Here is a 15,846-nt window from a genome sequence, read left to right as displayed (position 1 = left end):
GCGAACGGCGGGGGAACGGGGGTGTCGTGCGGGCCACCGTGGAATCACCTCCCCCCTCGGACGTGCCTCCGATCCGGCGAACGGCAAAGACATCGGTCGACGATGCCAAAGACGGCCAAAAGTACCTTGAGAGCTCGGATGACATATTCGGACTCCAGCCCAGGCGATAACCGAAACTCGTTCACATACAGGGAAAACGCCGAGGTCGAGGCCGATGGCGGTCAGTAAGGATCCTTGACCAACTCCGTGGATAGATCCTATGTTTCTGCCAGCCTCCGGACCTTCCGGCCCACGGCGAAGGAGTCTCCCCCAATGCCCCGCCGCCGCCTGTCCGCAGCCCTTCTCGGGCTCTCTCTGCTCACCGGATCCACCGCCCTGGCGATCACCGAGTCCCTGACCACGGCACCGCCCGCCCACGCCCTGGACGACGGGCTGGCCAGGACACCACCGATGGGCTTCAACGACTGGAACGCCTTCGGCTGCAACGTCGACGAGAAACTGATCACCGAGACCGCCGACTACTTCGTGAGCTCCGGACTCAAGGACGCCGGGTACACCTACGTCAACATCGACGACTGCTGGGCCGCCCCCGACCGCGACCCGCGGACCGGCCGCCTCGTGCCGAACCGGCAGACCTTCCCGCACGGGATCAAGTGGGTCGCCGACCACGTCCACGCCAAGGGCCTCAAGCTCGGGATCTACACCAGCGCAGGGACGCAGACGTGCGCCAAGACCATGCCGGGCGCCCTGGACCACGAGGACGTCGACGCCCGGACGTTCGCCGACTGGGGCGTGGACTACCTGAAGTACGACAACTGCAACAACCAGGACCGGCCCGCGCTGGAGCGCTACACGAAGATGCGCGACGCGCTGGAGAAGACCGGCCGGCCGATCGTGTTCAGTCTCTGTGAGTGGGGCCAGAACAAGCCCTGGGAGTGGGGCAAGGACGTCGGCCACCTGTGGCGCACGACCGGGGACATCAGTGACAGCTGGAGCTCCCTCCTCAACATCTTCAAGCAGAACGCGCCGCTCGCGCCGTACGCCGGTCCGGGGCACTGGAACGACCCGGACATGCTGGAGGTCGGCAACGGTGGGATGACCGCCCGGGAGTACCGCTCGCACTTCAGCCTCTGGTCGATCATGGCGGCGCCGCTGCTCATCGGCACCGACCTGCGCAAGGCGACGCCGGAGACGCTGAGCATCCTGGAGAACAAGGACGTCATCGCCGTCGACCAGGACCCGCTCGGTGCGCAGGGCACGGTCCTGTCGAGCGACGGCGGGCACTGGGTCCTCACCAAGCCGCTGCGGGGCGGCGACGTCGCCGTCACCCTGTTCAACGAGACCGACAGCAGCGCCTCGTTCGGCACCACGGCGAGCGCGCTGGGCCTGCCGAAGCGGCCCGCGTACGTCCTGCGCGACCTGTGGGCCCACAAGGACGCCGAGACCGCCGGTTCGATCTCCGGGGTCGTGCCGCCACACGGCACCGTGATGTACCGCGTCCGCGGCGACTCCCGGGGCTGGGCCTTCCAGCCGCCCGCCGCCGCGTTCGGGCTGGACCTGCCGCCGGAGATCACCGGCATCCCGGGGACGATCACCCCGGCCGGGCGCACGTTCACCGCCGACGTCACGACGACCAACCTGGGCCGCGCACCGGTGATCAACGCCCGGCCGTCCCTCGACCTCCCCGCCGGGTGGAGGGCCGAACCGGTCGGCCGTACCCGCGCGACCCTGCTGCCGACCGGCGCGACGATGAAGAGCCGGTGGCGCGTCACGCCGCCGGCGCCGGAGTCGCCGGGCGCCCGGTCGCTCACCGCGCGCCTGTCGTACGGTCTGCCGGGGGCGCGGCTGTCGGCCACCGAGGACCTGATCGTGCCAAAGCCGGTGCCCGGCGGGACGACCGACCTGGGAACCGACGACTGGGCCACGGCGCACAACGGCTACGGACCGGTCGAGCACGACATGTCCAACGGCGGCGCGAAACCCGGTGACGGCAAGCCGCTCACGATCAACGGCACGGTCTACGCCAAGGGGCTGGGCACCCACGCGCCGGCCGAGATCGTGTACTTCCTGAACGGCCGGTGCGGTTCCCTCACCGCCGACGTCGGCGTGGACGACGAGCGCGACCCCCGGACGGTCGCGGGCCAGAGCACCGTGACGTTCGAGATCTGGGCCGACGGCACGAAGGTCGCCGACAGCGGGCTCCGGACCTGGCAGGACGGCGCCGTGCACCTGTCCGGCGGGCTGACCGGCGCGTCGTACCTGAAGATCGTCACCACGATCGGCGGCGACACCAACAGCTACGACCGCGGTGACTGGGCGATCCCCGTGCTCACCTGCGGGAGCTGACATGGGCGGCGAAACGCCCCGCGGTGGCGGCCTGTCACGACGTCGGTTCTTCGGCACGACGGCGGCGGCGTCGGCCGGGGTCGTGCTGACCACGGCTCCGGCCCCGGCCGCACGGGCGGCGGACGACGACGGTGCCGTCGACGTGGCGATCACGGTGAACGGCACGGCCGAGAAGCTCCACGTCGATCCCCGTGTGACGCTCCTGGACGCGCTGCGCGAACGGCTCGGCCTGACCGGCACCAAGAAGGGATGCGACCGGGGGCAGTGCGGGGCGTGCACGGTGCACGTCGACGGCCGGCGCGTCCTGTCCTGCCTCACCCTGGCCGCGACGGCCGACGGCCGGAAGGTCACCACGATCGAGGGTCTCGCCGACGGCGACGATCTGCACCCGGTGCAGCGCGCGTTCGTCGAGTGCGACGGGTTCCAGTGCGGGTTCTGCACGTCCGGCCAGATCATGTCGGCCGCCGCCCTCCTGAAGGAGGGGCACGCATGGACCGACGAGGAGATCCGGGAGGCGATGTCCGGCAACATCTGCCGCTGCGGCGCCTACCCCGGCATCGTCGAGGCGATCAAGACGGCACGGAGGGCGGACTGATGCACGCGTTCGGCTTCGCCGCCGCCCGTACGCTCCCGGAGGCGCTGCGGCTGGCGGCGCCTGACTCGGCGTTCCTCGCCGGCGGCACGACGCTGGTCGACCTGATGAAGCTCGACGTGCTGACCCCGGATCGCGTCGTCGACATCAACCGCCTGCCGCTGCGCGGGATCCGGTCGACCCGCGACGGCCTACGCATCGGCGCGCTGGAGCGGATGAGCGACGTCGCCCGGCACCCCGCGGTGCACCCGGTCATCGCGGAGGCCCTGGCGCAGAGCGCGTCGCCGCAGCTGCGCACCATGGCGAGCATCGGCGGCAACCTGCTGCAGCGCACCCGTTGCGGGTACTTCCGTGACGTCCACACGCCCTGTAACCGGCGGCAGCCCGGCAGCGGCTGCCCGGCGCGGACCGGTGACAACCGTACGCACGCCGTCCTCGGCACCAGCGACGCGTGCGTCGCCACGCATCCGAGCGACCTGGCCGTGGCGCTCGTCGCGCTCGACGCCTCGGTCCGCCTGGTGAGCCACGCCGGCGAGCGCCTGGTCCGGCTCGCCGCGTTCTACCGGCTGCCCGGTGACACCCCGCAGGTGGAGAACGACCTGCGGCCGGGCGAGCTGATCACCGAGGTGGTCGTGCCCCGCCGCCCCTGGGCACGCCACTCCACCTACGTCAAGGTACGGGACCGGAGCTCGTACGAATTCGCGCTCGCCTCGGCCGCCGTGGCGCTCGACATGCGCGGCGGCGTGATCCATGAGGCGCGGGTCGCGGCGGGCGGCGTCGGCACCGTGCCGTGGCGGCTGCCCGCCGTCGAGGCCGCGCTGCGCGGCCGGCCGCCGACACGCGCCTCCTTCGAGGAGGCCGCCGCGTCGGCCGCCGACGGCGCGCGGCCGCTGACGGAGAACGCGTTCAAGGTGACCCTGCTGAAGCGCACGATCGTCCGCGCCCTCATGAGCCTGGAGGGCGGGTCATGACGGATCGCGTCGACGGGCGGCTCAAGGTCACCGGCGCCGCGACGTACGCCGCCGACAACCGCCTCGACCGCCTGGCCTATGGGTACCTCGTCACCAGCACGGTCGCGCGCGGCACGATCGTGAGCATGGACACCGCCGCGGCGTCGAAGGCGCCGGGTGTGCTCGCGGTGTACACCCCGTTCGACCCGCTGAAGCTGTACCGCTACACCAAGGAGCAGAACGACGAGCTGACCCCGCCACTGCAGGACAAGAACGTCCGCTACTTCGGCCAGGCGATCGGCTTGGTCGTGGCCGAGACGTTCGAGCAGGCCCGCGACGCGGCGTCGCTGATCCAGGTCCGGTACGACGCGCGCCCCGCCGCCGCGTCCTTCCACGACGGCCTGGCCTCGGCGACCGACCCGCCGAGCGGGTCGCCGATCTCGGAGGTCCTCGCGCCGGGCGTCGGCTCCATCGACGACGCCCTGAACGCGAGCGAGATCACGGTCTCGGCGACTTACACCGCCTCGATGCAGAACCACAACGCCATGGAGCCCCACCCGACCGTCGCGGCCTGGGACGGCGACCACCTGACGCTCTACACGGCGACCCAGGGCGTCATGCTGGTGGTCGCCCGGATCGCGGAGGCGCTGGGCATCGACACGTCCAAGATCCATGTCCGCAACCCGTACGTCGGCGGTGGCTTCGGCAACAAGTGGGGCATCTGGGCACACACCCCACTGACCGCCGCCGCGGCCCGGGCGCTGGGCCGCCCGGTGAAGACCGCCCTCACGCGGGAGCAGACGTTCACGGTCGTCGGGCACCGGCCGGCCTCGCAGCAGACCGTGTCGCTCGGCGCGGCCAGGGACGGCACGCTCAAGGCGATCAAGAACGACGGCGTCTCCAGCAAGTCGGCGTCGAACGGCTTCTACGAGCCGGTCGCCAACCTGTGCCTGTCGATGTACGCCTCGCCCAACATCCGCGTCAGCCGGAAGATCGTCACGCTGGACGTACCCGTCACCACGATCATGCGGGCGCCGCAGGAGGCGAACGGCTCCTTCGCGCTGGAGAGCGCGGTCGACGAGCTCGCCGTCAAGCTCGGCATGGACCCCCTGGAACTGCGCCGGAAGAACGACTCCCCCGTCGTGCCGAGCAGCGGCCTGCCGTGGTCGAGCAAGCACCTCGACGAGTGCTACCGGATCGGCGCGGAACGATTCGGCTGGTCGCGGCGGAGACCGACGCCCGGCGCGGTCACCGACGGCGACTGGCTCGTCGGGCTGGGCATGGCGACCGCGACGTACGGCGCGTCGCGGGCCCAGGCGTCGGTCAAGGTGCGGCTGCTGGCGGGCGGCACCGCCGTGGTGTCGGGCACCGGGGCCGACCTCGGCACCGGGCAGTCCACCGTGTGGGCGATCCTCGCCGCCGAGAGCCTCGGCATCCCGGTCGGGCGCATCCGGCCCGACCTCGGCGACTCCTCCTCCCCGGTCGCCGCGAACGCCGGAGGCTCCGGCTCGACCTCGACCAACGGACCGGCCGTCCAGCTCGCGACGGAGGCCGCGAAGACCGCCATGATCGCCCTCGCCGTCCAGGACGAGAGGTCCCCGTTCCATGGGAAGGCCGCCGACAGCGTCCGCTTCGAGGACGGTCGGCTCAAGGCCGGGGACCTGTCCGTGCCGTTCGGCTCGCTGCTGACCTCGCTGGACGTCCCCGGCGTCGAGGCGACCGCCACGTCCGCGAAGAACGGCGACAAGACGCACGGGTTCCGGTCGTTCGGCGCGCACTTCTGCGAGGTCCGGGTGAACGCCTGGACCGGCGAACCGCGCGTCTCCCGCTGGCTGACCGTCCTCGACGCCGGCCGGATCGTCAACGAGAAGACCGCGCGCAACCAGATCATCGGCGGTGTGGTCATGGGCATCGGCCACGCCCTGCTGGAGGAGACCCGCCTGGAGCCGGCCACCGGCCGGATCGCCAACGCCGACCTCGCGTCGTATCTCGTGCCGGTCAACGCCGACATTCCGCGTATCGACGTGCACTTCCTGGACTACCCGGACACGCTGCTCAGCCCGCTCGGCGCCCGCGGCATCGGCGAGTTCGGGATCGTCGGGGCCGCCGGCGCCGTCGCCAACGCCATCTACAACGCCACCGGCAAACGCGTCCGCGACCTGCCGATCACCCTCGAAAAACTCCTCACGTGAACGGTCGGTCCCTGACCGAGACAATGTGCCAGACGGAGGCGGGGTCGGTGGTGGCGTCTCCAGTGGGCTCTGGTCATTGGTACCAGGTGCCGGAGAGCGGGCCGCGCTTGCTCTCCTGCGAAACACCAGAGGGCAGGGACGCGAGTTCCAGATCACCGCGGATGTGCAGGTAGAGGCTGGGAACGGGCAGTCCTATCGTCTGAATCCATCCCTTCCCCCAGACATGCCCGTCCGCGATCAGGCGTTCCGTCTGCCCGACGGGTGCCAGCTGCTTGATGTAGCTCTGGCAGAGCGTTTCATCCCTGTCGGCGAAGGCATAGCGGGCAGCGTAGGCATACCTCTCGTGCAGCCAGACGTAAAGGACGATGGGGCGTCGCAGCATCCTCGCGAACCATTCCGCGGAACGCCGCGCCAGTTCGCCGACGTCGCCGGTCTCGTCCAGAGCCCAAGAGGAGGGGCTTTCGGGAAGAAAGTAGAGCTGGTTGTGGAGCCGGTCACCGCGGACCCTGCCGTTCGCGAGGTGCGTGCCCAGGTCGACCAGGCTGAGTCGAGCCTCCGGATCCGTCAGGCTCACGGCCGTAACGAGCGCGTCCCCCTCTTCATCTCGGAAGGCCGACCCGTATTCGGGACTGTCGAGAAGCGCGCCCAACCGATCGGACAGTTCTGCGACAAAGGCGCGTTCATCTGAGGTGAATTCGTCGTCAGGGTCGTCCATCTCGAAGAGCACTGGCTGAGGCATGCCCGGAACTGTATCCCGTGTCTCCGGCGAATCGGGCGGGGGGCGAGGGTGTCCTCTCAGGGGTGTTTAATCAGGCGAGACGATTTCCTCGCTTGAGTGAACGCGGCTGAACGAGACGGCCCAGGGGCGCCAGGTACCGCTGGCGCCCCCGCACACCGCCGACCGCGTAGCGCCACCGAGCGGATCAGGGAGCCGGGACGGCGTCGCCTCCCGCAAGGGCCGAGCGGTCGAATTCGGGCAGCCAGAAGCGGCCGTCGTCGGCATCGGGAACGGACGGGACGGGCAGCGCCTCGAGCAGCCTGCGCAACCGGGGATCGCGGTTCCGGCGATGCCAGGTGACAGACCACACGTGCAGTGGCACCGGCTCGATCAGCGGGATCCGCCGCATGCGCGGGTCGTCGGGCAGGTCGGTGCCCGCCTCGCTGAGCATCACGGCGCGTGTCTCACGCCGCATCTGCTCCCCGTAGTCGCGGACCCCGATCGCGAGCTCGGTGAACCGCACGGGAACACCGAGCTCGTCGCGGAGCCGGAGGAGATAGCCGCGCCATTCCTCGGCACCACCGGGATCGGGCATCGCGATACCCGCCTCCCGGAGGTCGGGCAGCCGCAGGACGGATCGGCCGGCGAGCGGATGCGCCTCGTCGACGAAGGCGTGAAGGGGCTCGATGTGCATGGGACGGTGGTCGAGCTCCGCGGGCCAGGGCCGGCCGAGGTCGTGCACGCGGCCGAACGCCGCGTCGAGTTCGCCGCTCAACACTGCGGGCAGCGCGGCCGGCAGCCCCTGCCGCATCGTGGGCTCCACCCGCAGGCCCGGCGTCCGCCCGACCGCCTCCCGCAAGATCCGCAACGGCGTGAAGCGCTCAGCGAACACCTCGACGCGCAGCAGCGCGTCCGTCTCACGGACGGCGGCCACGGCGGTGTCGTACGCGGCGACGGCCTCCCGGGCGAGCGGCAGGAACCGCCGACCGGCCGCGGTGAGCCCGACCCGGCGCGTCGTGCGCTCGAACAGCGGCACTGCCAGGGCGTTCTCCAGACGGCGGATGCGCTTGGACAGCCCCTGCTGGGTGAGGAAGAGGCGGTCGGCGGCCCGCCCGAAGTGCAACTCCTCGGCGACGACGACGAAGGCCCGCATCCCCTGCAGGTCGGGATCCATGGGGACAGAGTCGATCAACAACCACGGGCTGTCAAAGCGGCCTGAGAAGTTGTTGGACATGCCGTCTGAGCTGCCGGTTTCCTGACGCCATGACCGTCTTCCCGCAGATACTCCTCGAACCGACCGCCCGCACCGCCGAGGCTCCTCCCGCGCCGCAGATGGGAGAGCAGGTGTTTCAGCGGTTGCTGCGCGAGCGCATCATCGTGCTCGGCCAGGAGGTCGACGACGAGATCGCGAACCGGATCTGCGCCGAGATGCTGCTGCTGTCGGCCGAGGACCGGCAGCGCGACATCCACCTGTACATCAACTCGCCCGGCGGCTCGGTGACGGCCGGCATGGCGATCTACGACATCATGCAGTTCATCCCGAACGACGTGGCCACCCTGTCGATGGGCTTCACCGCCTCGATGGGGCAGTTCCTGCTGTGCGCGGGCGCACCGGGCAAGCGGTACGCCCTCCCCCACACCAGCATCCTCATGCACCAGCCCTCCGGCGGGATCCGGGGCGTCGCGGCGGACATCCGGATCCAGGCGGAGCACATGCGTGCGGTCAAGCGCCTGATGCTCGAGCGCATCGCCCACCACACCGGGCAGCCTGTCGAGCGGATCGAGGCCGACTCCGACCGCGATCGTTACTTCACCGCCGAGGAGGCCCGCGAGTACGGCTTCGTCGACCACGTGGTGCGCTCCGCCGACCAGCTGCTCACCCGATGACCGCGCCACCCGTGATCACCCGGCCCGTCGCGTACCGGCACGGTTCGGCCACGCTCGAAGGCGTGCTGGTCACCAGCGAGGCCATCCCGGCCACCGTCCTGGAGGTACACGGCCCGTCCTGTCTTGAGAGCGCCCAAAGCATCTCGGCTCCCTCCGATCTCACGGCGCCGTACCGAATGCTCGGTGAACGCGCTCTCCAGAGGGGACGAACGCCGCAATACCCAACGGAGACCCGTCGTTCACCGAACATCGCGTCCGCCACCCGCCATCGGCAACGTCCCCGGGCCGGGTCATCGGCTGACGCCGCCGGTCAGAGGTAGAGGCCGAACCCGTCATCGGCGGGCGCGGGGCGGGACGGCAGGTCCTCGGCTCTGGGATCCGGCTCTTGCGTGTCAGCGTCGGCGGCGCCGACCAATGGCGCGGGCGAGCCTCGGCGCGAGGGTGCCGGCAAGGACAAGCGTTATTGGAATGACGATGTCCGTCCAGGGGTCGCGAATCGGCTTGTAGGTGGCCGTGCCGTCCTTGATCTCTATGAAGCCGAGGGGCCTGGCATAGCCGCCGCCTCCCCCTCCGCCGCCCTCGCCAATCTTGGCCGGTCCGGTCTCGCGCCCCGCGCCGGCACCGAAGCCGTAAACGGTCTGGGCCACCGGGATCACGGTCACGCCGTCGCTGACGACGGGTTCGCCGAAGACGGCGGTCACCGATGCCTTGCCGCCGAGCCGGTCGGCCAGTCGCTCCAACAGGCTTCTGGCCGCCTCGACGGTCTCGCTTGCCGCCTCGACGGCGGCTTCAGGCGCGCTTTCGATATCGGTCATTGCGGTCCTGCCCAGTCGGAGTGCTTGCGGGTGGCGGTCCCGAGTATGCGGGTAGCCGCCGAGGGACGGAAGCCCGCACGTGCTCGAGGGAGTTCAGGCCACAGGTGGCCGCCCGTCACAGGTAGAGGCCGAACCCGTCATCCGCGGGCGCGGGGCGGGACGGCAGATCCTCGGCGCGCAGGGTGACGAGGTCCGTCCGCGAGGGCCGGTCGAGGCCGGTGACGCGCTGCGCCTGGCGTGCGACGGCGGCGTCGAGCAGGTTGCGCATGAATCGTCCGTTGCCGAACGACGGACCGCGTTCCGTACGGCGGAGCAGGGCCCGCAGCGCGTCGGCGACCTCCGGTGCGAGGACGAAGCCGTCGTCGTCGGCCAGCCGTTCGAACACGCCGCACAACTCGTCGTCGGTGTAGTCGGCGAAGTGCAGCACTTTGGGGAAACGGGAGTCCAGCCCGGGATTGGCGGTCAGGAAGTCGGCCATCTCCCGCTCGTACCCGGCGACGATGACGATCAGGTCGTCCCGGTCGTCCTCCATGAGCTTGACCAGCTCCGCGAGGGCCTCCAGGCCGAAGTCGCTCTTGAACGACGGCTGGGTGAGCGTGTATGCCTCATCGATGAAGAGCACTCCGCCCATGGCCCTCTCGACGAGCCGGCGGGTCCGCGGGGCCGTCTGGCCGATGTACTCGCCCACCAGATGCGCGCGGGATGCCTCGACCAGGTGGCCGGAGGACAGCACGCCGAGCTGCTTGTAGATGCGGGCCAGCAGCCGGGCCACCATGGTCTTGCCGGTGCCGGGGTCGCCGGTGAACACCATGTGCCGCGTCGGAGCGGTGCCGCTCAGTCCCTGCTCCTCGCGCAGCCGCTCGGCGCGCGTGGTCGCGATGAGCAGGCCGATCTCCTGCTTGATCACCTCGAGGCCGGTCAGGGCCTCGAGCTCTGCCAGCGGGTCGTCGGCGTCGCCGAAGGCGCGGGGGACGTCGGCGCGCTTGACGATGAGCTCGGCGCCCTGCTCCGTACGCTCCCGCGCCGCCTCGACCGCGACGTCCGCCAGACGCGCCACCAGGCGGGCGTTGCGGAGGGTCTGCGTCGGCGGTGTCGCGGCGATCAGCTCACCGGCGGCGTCACGGGCACGCTTGTACGTCCGCGCGCCGCGCCGCCGCACCTCGCGGTCGAACAGCTCGGTGTACCCCTCGACCGTGAAGGGCCGGGTACGAGCGACGCGGAACCTGTCGAGCAGGGCCGGGTCGGCCGCGCGGATCCGCTGCTCCCCGTCCGCGCCGCACAGCGCGACCAGGTGGAGGTCCTCATGCACCGCCAGCAGCCGGTGCAGTTCGGTGATCAGCGCCTGGCCGTCGCCGGCCTCGGCGGCGAACTCGTCCAGACCGTCGATGACCAGCAGCCGCTCCCCGGCGCAGTCGCGGACGTCGGCGTGCAGTCTCGCGGCGGCGTCGAAGAGGGGCTTGCCTGCGAACAGGGTGTGCGTGAGCCAGAGCGGGCTGCGGGGCAGCTCCAGCGTCTTCGCCAGCTCCTGCACGGCGAGGCGCCGGCCGGTGCCCTCCGGCCCGGCCAGGAGCAGCCGTACGGTCGAGGTCCCCTCGGTGATCTCCTGGAGCAGGGTCGTGAGCTCGGGCTGGTCCACGAGGCCGGTGGCCAGGTCGGGGCGTGCGGCGCCCTCGTCGCGGGCGACCGACGTGCCCTTCCGGCCGTTCCCGAGCTTCGCGGTGAGCGGGTTGACGACGCGTCGGCGGGGGGCGTACAGGCGGCGGAGGTCGCGCTGGAACTGGTCGATCGGCGTGTGGTCCGCACCGGTGCGCTGCGCTTCGTCGGGCAGGCCCTGCGCGCAGACCACGAACCGGGTCGCCATGTCCAGCCAGGCCCGGCAGGCGTCGGCCGCGCCCTCGACCAGCGCCTCGGTGAGCCAGAGCCGGCTCTCCTCCTGCCACGCGCCGGCCCGGAAACCACGCCGTTCGCGCCGGAAGCGCGCGCACACCTCCTTGTAGAGGTCGTCGCCGAGCACGATGGAGAGCTCGACGGGCACGCGGTCGACGCCGCACTGCAACAGCAGCCGGCTCAGGTGGGTCCCCACGGATCCGGAGCGCGGCACCACACCGGCCAGGTGGTCGTACGCCGCCCGGAGCCCGGAGCACACCCATTCCAGGTAGCCGATGGGCCCGGCCAGCTCGGGTACCTCCGCGATGATCTCGTCATCGGCGCGCGCGGCCCAGTGCGCGCGCAGTTCGCTCTTGGACAGGTTCACGTCGCAGTCCGGCGGGTCGTCGTACAGCCGGATCAGCGCGCGGCGCCTGCCTTCGAGCGGTTCGATCCCTTCCAGCACGGCCAGGCAGTCGCGGGCGAGCCGGATCGCGAGTTCGCGGTCCGGTGCGTCGACCAGCCAGTCGATCGGCGGCCGCCAGGTGTTGGTCGTGGTGCTCCACCGAGTGTTCAACGTGGTCAGCGGTGCGGGATCGCTGAGATGCCGGCCGAGCAGGCGTTCGTACAGCTGGCAGTGGGAACCCGCCCGGATCGCGCTCACTCCGGGCAGGAAGCCGATGATCTGGTACAGCTCCGCCGCGACCAGTGAGGCGGGCAGCGTCAGCAGTTTGTGATCGTTGGTCGTGAGGTCCGCGCAGCGCGGATCGGCGAGGAGCGCGTCGATCCGCTCGGCGATCTCCTCGAAGAGCCCGTCGGGCACACGCCACGGGCCGAAGGAGTAGATGTCGAGGATCGGCTCATCGGTGAGCAGTAGCTCCAGATGCCCCGGCAGCCGCACCACAATCCCCCAGTCACCATAGAAAACCGGACAGCAGCCTACGGTGAGTTGATCGCGGATCGGGCCGGATGTCCGAGCCGGGGTGCACGATGAGGTCATGTGCAGAAGCATCAAGACGCTGCGGCCGCCGGCCGCCGAAGAGGTCACCGACGAGGACATCCGCGCGGCCGCGCTGCAGTACGTCCGGAAGGTGTCGGGGTTCCGGAGCCCGGCAGCGCACAATCAGGCCGTCTTCGACCGCGCCGTCGAGGAGGTGACCCGGGCGACCGCCGAGTTGCTCGCCGACCTGGAGGTGCGCGGCGCCCGCCGGTGACCGGGCCCGAAGGGCCTGCAGGCCCGATTCACGGCGATCGTGGCCAGTGCCCGGCACCCATCACTCAGCCGTACAGGCGCTTGGCGTAGTCGGGGCCGTAGTGGCGTTCCAGCTCCTCCAACGTCTCCTCGGTGTGCTGGACGCTCTTGACGATGCTGGCCTGCGACGGGAGCGCGTCGGGGTTCCAGGTCTCGGGCTTCCACAGCGCCGAGCGGAGGAACGCCTTGGCGCAGTGGAAGAAGATCTGCTCGATCTCCACGACGATCGCCAGGTGGGGCCGGTGCCCCTTGACGATCATCTCGTCGAAGAAGGGGGCGTCGCGCAGGAGCCGGGCCCGGCCGTTGATGCGGAGCGTCTCGCCCCGGCCGGGGACGAGGTACACCAGGCCGACGTGCGGGTTCGCCAGGATGTTGCGGAATCCGTCGGCGCGCCGGTTGCCGGGACGGTCCGGGATGGCGATGGTGACGTCGTCGATGACGTGGGTGAAGCCGGGCGGGTCCCCTTTCGGGGACACGTCACAGGCGCCGGTGGCGTCGGCGGTCGCGATCAGGCAGAACGGCGAGGCCGCCAGCCACTCGCGGTCGCGTTCGTGCAGCCGGACGCGTTCCTTCGCGACGGCGCGTGGCAGCGGCTCACCGAGCAGGTCCCGCAGCTCCTCCTCAGAGGTGATCTCCGTGAACGCCGTCACATCCGTCATCCCGCCGCCTCCCGTACATGATCACGAGGAGATCTCAGCCTATCTCCGGCGTTCGGAGCGGTGCGCGGGGATTTTCCGCCGCCCGGAACCGTCCCCGTGTCGGCGGCACGGCGCGACAACGGGGGCCGATGGCTGCAGAATGCTTCCCGAAGCTCAGTGAGAGGTCGGGTCAGAAATCGTGTCGACGTCGATTCACCAGAAGATCGCCGAAGAGCTCGGAGTGCGCGAGCGGCAGGTTCAGGTCGCCGTCGAGCTGCTCGACGGTGGGGCCACCGTGCCGTTCATCGCTCGTTACCGGAAGGAGGCGACGGGCACGCTCGACGACGCGCAGCTGCGCACGCTCGAAGAACGGCTGCGCTACCTGAGGGAGCTCGACGAGCGGCGCGCGGCGATCCTGGAGTCGATCGAGTCGCAGGGCAAGCTCGACGACGCGCTCCGAGCGCAGATCACGGCCGCCGAGACCAAGGCGCGCCTCGAGGACATCTACCTGCCCTACAAGCCGAAGCGCCGTACGAAGGCGCAGATCGCGCGGGAGGCGGGCCTCGAGCCGCTCGCCGACGCGCTCCTCGCCGACCCGGGCCTCGACCCGCAGGCCGAGGCGGCGGCGTACACCAACGCCGACCTCGACGTCGCGGGCGCCCTGGACGGCGCCCGCGCGATCCTCGTCGAGCGGTTCGCCGAGGACGCCGACCTCATCGGCGACCTGCGCGAGCGCGTCTGGTCGAAGGGCCGCATGGTCGCGAAGGTGCGGGAGGGCAAGGAGGAGGCCGGCGCGAAGTTCTCCGACTACTTCGACTTCGCCGAGCCGCTGTCGCAGCTGCCCTCGCACCGGATCCTCGCGCTGTTCCGGGGGGAGAAGGAGGACGTCCTCGGCCTCACGCTGGAGCCCGGCGCCGAGGAGGCCGATCCGGCCCGGCCGAACCCCTACGAGCTGGCCATCGCGCACCGCTTCGGCGTCCCGGGGAGCGCCCGGTGGCTGGTGGACGCCGTGCGCTGGGCGTGGCGGACCCGCATCCTCGTCCACCTCGACCTGGACCTGCGGCTGCGGCTGCGGCAGGAGGCCGAGGACGAGGCGGTGCGGGTGTTCGCCACCAACCTGCGCGACCTGCTGCTGGCCGCGCCGGCGGGCAGCCGGACGACGATGGGCCTGGACCCGGGGTTCCGCACCGGCGTGAAGGTCGCGGTCGTCGACCCGACCGGCAAGGTCGTCGCGACCGAGACCATCTATCCGCACAAGCCGCACGGCCGCTGGAACGACGCCCTCGACGTCCTCGGGCGGCTCGTCGAGAAGCACGACGTCGACCTGGTCTCGATCGGCAACGGCACCGCGTCCCGCGAGACCGACCAGCTCGCGGCGGACCTGATCACGAAGCACCCGAAGGTCACCAAGATCGTGGTGTCGGAGGCGGGGGCGTCGGTCTACTCCGCCTCCCCGTACGCCTCGCGCGAGCTGCCCGCCATGGACGTCTCGCTGCGCGGCGCGGTCTCGATCGCCCGCCGGCTCCAGGACCCGCTCGCCGAGCTCGTCAAGATCGACCCCAAGTCGATCGGTGTGGGCCAGTACCAGCACGACGTCTCCGAGCTGAAGCTGTCCCGGTCGCTCGACGCGGTCGTCGAGGACTGTGTCAACGCCGTCGGCGTCGACGTCAACACCGCGTCGGTGCCCCTGCTGACCCGCGTGTCCGGCATCGGCTCCGGCCTCGCCGAGAACATCGTGTCGCACCGCGACGCCAACGGCCCGTTCCGCGCCCGCGAGACACTGAAGAGCGTGCCCCGGCTCGGCCCGAAGGCCTTCGAGCAGTGTGCGGGCTTCCTGCGCATCCAGGGCGGCGACGACCCGCTGGACGGCTCCGCAGTTCACCCGGAGGCGTACCCGGTCGTGCGGCGCATGCTGAAGACGACCGGTGGCGACATGAAGTCGCTGATCGGCAACAGCGCCGCGCTGCGCTCCCTGAAGCCGCAGGAGTTCGTCGACGACACGTTCGGACTACCGACGGTCACCGACATCCTGAAGGAGCTGGACAAGCCGGGCCGCGACCCGCGTCCGGCGTTCAAGACGGCGACGTTCAAGGAGGGCGTGGACAAGGTCGCGGACCTCGAGCCCGGGATGGTGCTGGAAGGCGTCGTCACGAACGTCGCCGCCTTCGGTGCGTTCGTGGACATCGGCGTGCACCAGGACGGCCTGGTCCACGTCTCCGCGATGTCCCGGACGTTCGTCAAGGACCCGCGCGACGTGGTCAAGTCCGGTGACGTCGTCCGCGTGAAGGTCCTCGACGTCGACATCCCGCGCAACCGCATCTCGCTCACCCTGCGCCTCGACGAGGAAGAGCCTCGTCCGAAGGGCGGCTCCGGACGCAGCGACGGCGGCGGGAACCGCCAGGGCGGTGGCCGTCGTGACGGCGGCGACCGTACGGAACGCCAGCGGCGCGACCGCGGCGGCTCCGGTGGCGACCGCGGCGGCTCCGGCGGAGGCGGCGGAGGCGCGATGGCCGACGCCCTGCGCCGCGCCGGCCTCGACAAGGGCCTCGGCGGCCGCTGACCCGATTCCCTGGCGGTCACCGTGCGAAGA

Annotated in this window: 12 protein-coding genes; 7 read left to right on the top strand and 5 right to left on the bottom strand. The window is 70.9% G+C overall.

The genetic code is table 11. The features are described from left to right. The first annotated feature begins 312 nt into the window (after nt 1-312). The 4 genes from NE236_RS14075 to NE236_RS14060 are packed head-to-tail and all read left to right on the top strand — an operon-like array spanning nt 313 to nt 6,080. Nucleotides 313-2,346, top strand: coding sequence for an NPCBM/NEW2 domain-containing protein (locus tag NE236_RS14075; RefSeq protein WP_252842391.1), 2,034 nt, complete (start codon nt 313-315; stop codon nt 2,344-2,346). Nucleotide 2,347: 1 nt separating this feature from the next. Beyond that, complete coding sequence (locus NE236_RS14070) at nt 2,348-2,941, top strand: (2Fe-2S)-binding protein (protein ID WP_252842390.1); 594 nt, start codon at nt 2,348-2,350, stop codon at nt 2,939-2,941. Then, nucleotides 2,941-3,909, top strand: coding sequence for an FAD binding domain-containing protein (locus NE236_RS14065; protein ID WP_252842389.1), 969 nt, complete (start codon nt 2,941-2,943; stop codon nt 3,907-3,909). The genes NE236_RS14070 and NE236_RS14065 overlap by 1 nt, the downstream gene beginning before the upstream one ends. Further along, the gene (locus NE236_RS14060; protein ID WP_252842388.1) at nt 3,906-6,080 is read left to right on the top strand and encodes a xanthine dehydrogenase family protein molybdopterin-binding subunit; all 2,175 of its coding nucleotides are present in this window, start codon (nt 3,906-3,908) and stop codon (nt 6,078-6,080) included. Before NE236_RS14065 ends, NE236_RS14060 begins: the two co-directional genes overlap by 4 nt. A gap of 73 nt (nt 6,081-6,153) precedes the next feature. Here the strand turns inward: NE236_RS14060 and NE236_RS14055 are convergent, their stop codons facing one another. Both NE236_RS14055 and NE236_RS14050 read right to left on the bottom strand, forming a co-directional pair. Next, entirely contained in the window at nt 6,154-6,819 is a 666-nt protein-coding gene (locus tag NE236_RS14055; RefSeq protein ID WP_252842387.1) for a hypothetical protein, read from the bottom strand. A gap of 184 nt (nt 6,820-7,003) precedes the next feature. Next, nucleotides 7,004-7,972: a LysR family transcriptional regulator gene (locus tag NE236_RS14050; protein ID WP_252842386.1), complete on the bottom strand. Its 969-nt coding sequence runs from the start codon at nt 7,970-7,972 to the stop codon at nt 7,004-7,006. Between the two features lie 158 nt (nt 7,973-8,130). Here NE236_RS14050 and NE236_RS14045 point away from each other — a divergent pair, with 158 nt between their 5' ends. Beyond that, a complete protein-coding gene (locus NE236_RS14045) occupies nt 8,131-8,685 on the top strand; it encodes a ClpP family protease (protein ID WP_252842520.1) in 555 nt (184 codons plus the stop codon). Between the two features lie 392 nt (nt 8,686-9,077). Here the strand turns inward: NE236_RS14045 and NE236_RS14040 are convergent, their stop codons facing one another. After that, nucleotides 9,078-9,500, bottom strand: coding sequence for a spore germination protein GerW family protein (locus tag NE236_RS14040; RefSeq protein WP_252842385.1), 423 nt, complete (start codon nt 9,498-9,500; stop codon nt 9,078-9,080). A gap of 115 nt (nt 9,501-9,615) precedes the next feature. Then, entirely contained in the window at nt 9,616-12,270 is a 2,655-nt protein-coding gene (locus NE236_RS14035) for an AAA family ATPase (protein ID WP_252842384.1), read from the bottom strand. A 94-nt stretch (nt 12,271-12,364) separates the two neighbouring features. Between NE236_RS14035 and NE236_RS14030 the strand changes: the two genes are divergently transcribed. Then, nucleotides 12,365-12,580, top strand: coding sequence for a DUF2277 domain-containing protein (locus tag NE236_RS14030; protein ID WP_252842383.1), 216 nt, complete (start codon nt 12,365-12,367; stop codon nt 12,578-12,580). 64 nt (nt 12,581-12,644) lie between these two features. On the opposite strand, the gene NE236_RS14025 is transcribed toward NE236_RS14030, so the two are convergent. After that, on the bottom strand, nt 12,645-13,277 hold the full coding sequence (locus NE236_RS14025; RefSeq protein WP_252842382.1) for a pyridoxamine 5'-phosphate oxidase family protein: 633 nt from the start codon (nt 13,275-13,277) through the stop codon (nt 12,645-12,647). A gap of 178 nt (nt 13,278-13,455) precedes the next feature. Here NE236_RS14025 and NE236_RS14020 point away from each other — a divergent pair, with 178 nt between their 5' ends. Then, entirely contained in the window at nt 13,456-15,816 is a 2,361-nt protein-coding gene (locus tag NE236_RS14020) for a Tex family protein (RefSeq protein ID WP_252842381.1), read from the top strand. Nucleotides 15,817-15,846 lie beyond the last annotated feature (30 nt).

Origin of the sequence: Actinoallomurus purpureus, assembly GCF_024055795.1 — a bacterium.
GTDB lineage: Bacteria > Actinomycetota > Actinomycetes > Streptosporangiales > Streptosporangiaceae > Actinoallomurus > Actinoallomurus purpureus.
This window is presented reverse-complemented; position numbering and strand designations above follow the sequence as displayed.

Coding starts and splice junctions, on each gene's coding strand:
- NE236_RS14050 (WP_252842386.1), bottom strand. CDS start 7,972: ATGGATCCCGACCTGCAGGGGATGCGGGCCTTCGTCGTCGTCGCCGAG.
- NE236_RS14075 (WP_252842391.1), top strand. CDS start 313: ATGCCCCGCCGCCGCCTGTCCGCAGCCCTTCTCGGGCTCTCTCTGCTC.
- NE236_RS14065 (WP_252842389.1), top strand. CDS start 2,941: ATGCACGCGTTCGGCTTCGCCGCCGCCCGTACGCTCCCGGAGGCGCTG.
- NE236_RS14040 (WP_252842385.1), bottom strand. CDS start 9,500: ATGACCGATATCGAAAGCGCGCCTGAAGCCGCCGTCGAGGCGGCAAGC.
- NE236_RS14060 (WP_252842388.1), top strand. CDS start 3,906: ATGACGGATCGCGTCGACGGGCGGCTCAAGGTCACCGGCGCCGCGACG.
- NE236_RS14030 (WP_252842383.1), top strand. CDS start 12,365: ATGTGCAGAAGCATCAAGACGCTGCGGCCGCCGGCCGCCGAAGAGGTC.
- NE236_RS14055 (WP_252842387.1), bottom strand. CDS start 6,819: ATGCCTCAGCCAGTGCTCTTCGAGATGGACGACCCTGACGACGAATTC.
- NE236_RS14045 (WP_252842520.1), top strand. CDS start 8,131: ATGGGAGAGCAGGTGTTTCAGCGGTTGCTGCGCGAGCGCATCATCGTG.
- NE236_RS14070 (WP_252842390.1), top strand. CDS start 2,348: ATGGGCGGCGAAACGCCCCGCGGTGGCGGCCTGTCACGACGTCGGTTC.
- NE236_RS14025 (WP_252842382.1), bottom strand. CDS start 13,277: ATGACGGATGTGACGGCGTTCACGGAGATCACCTCTGAGGAGGAGCTG.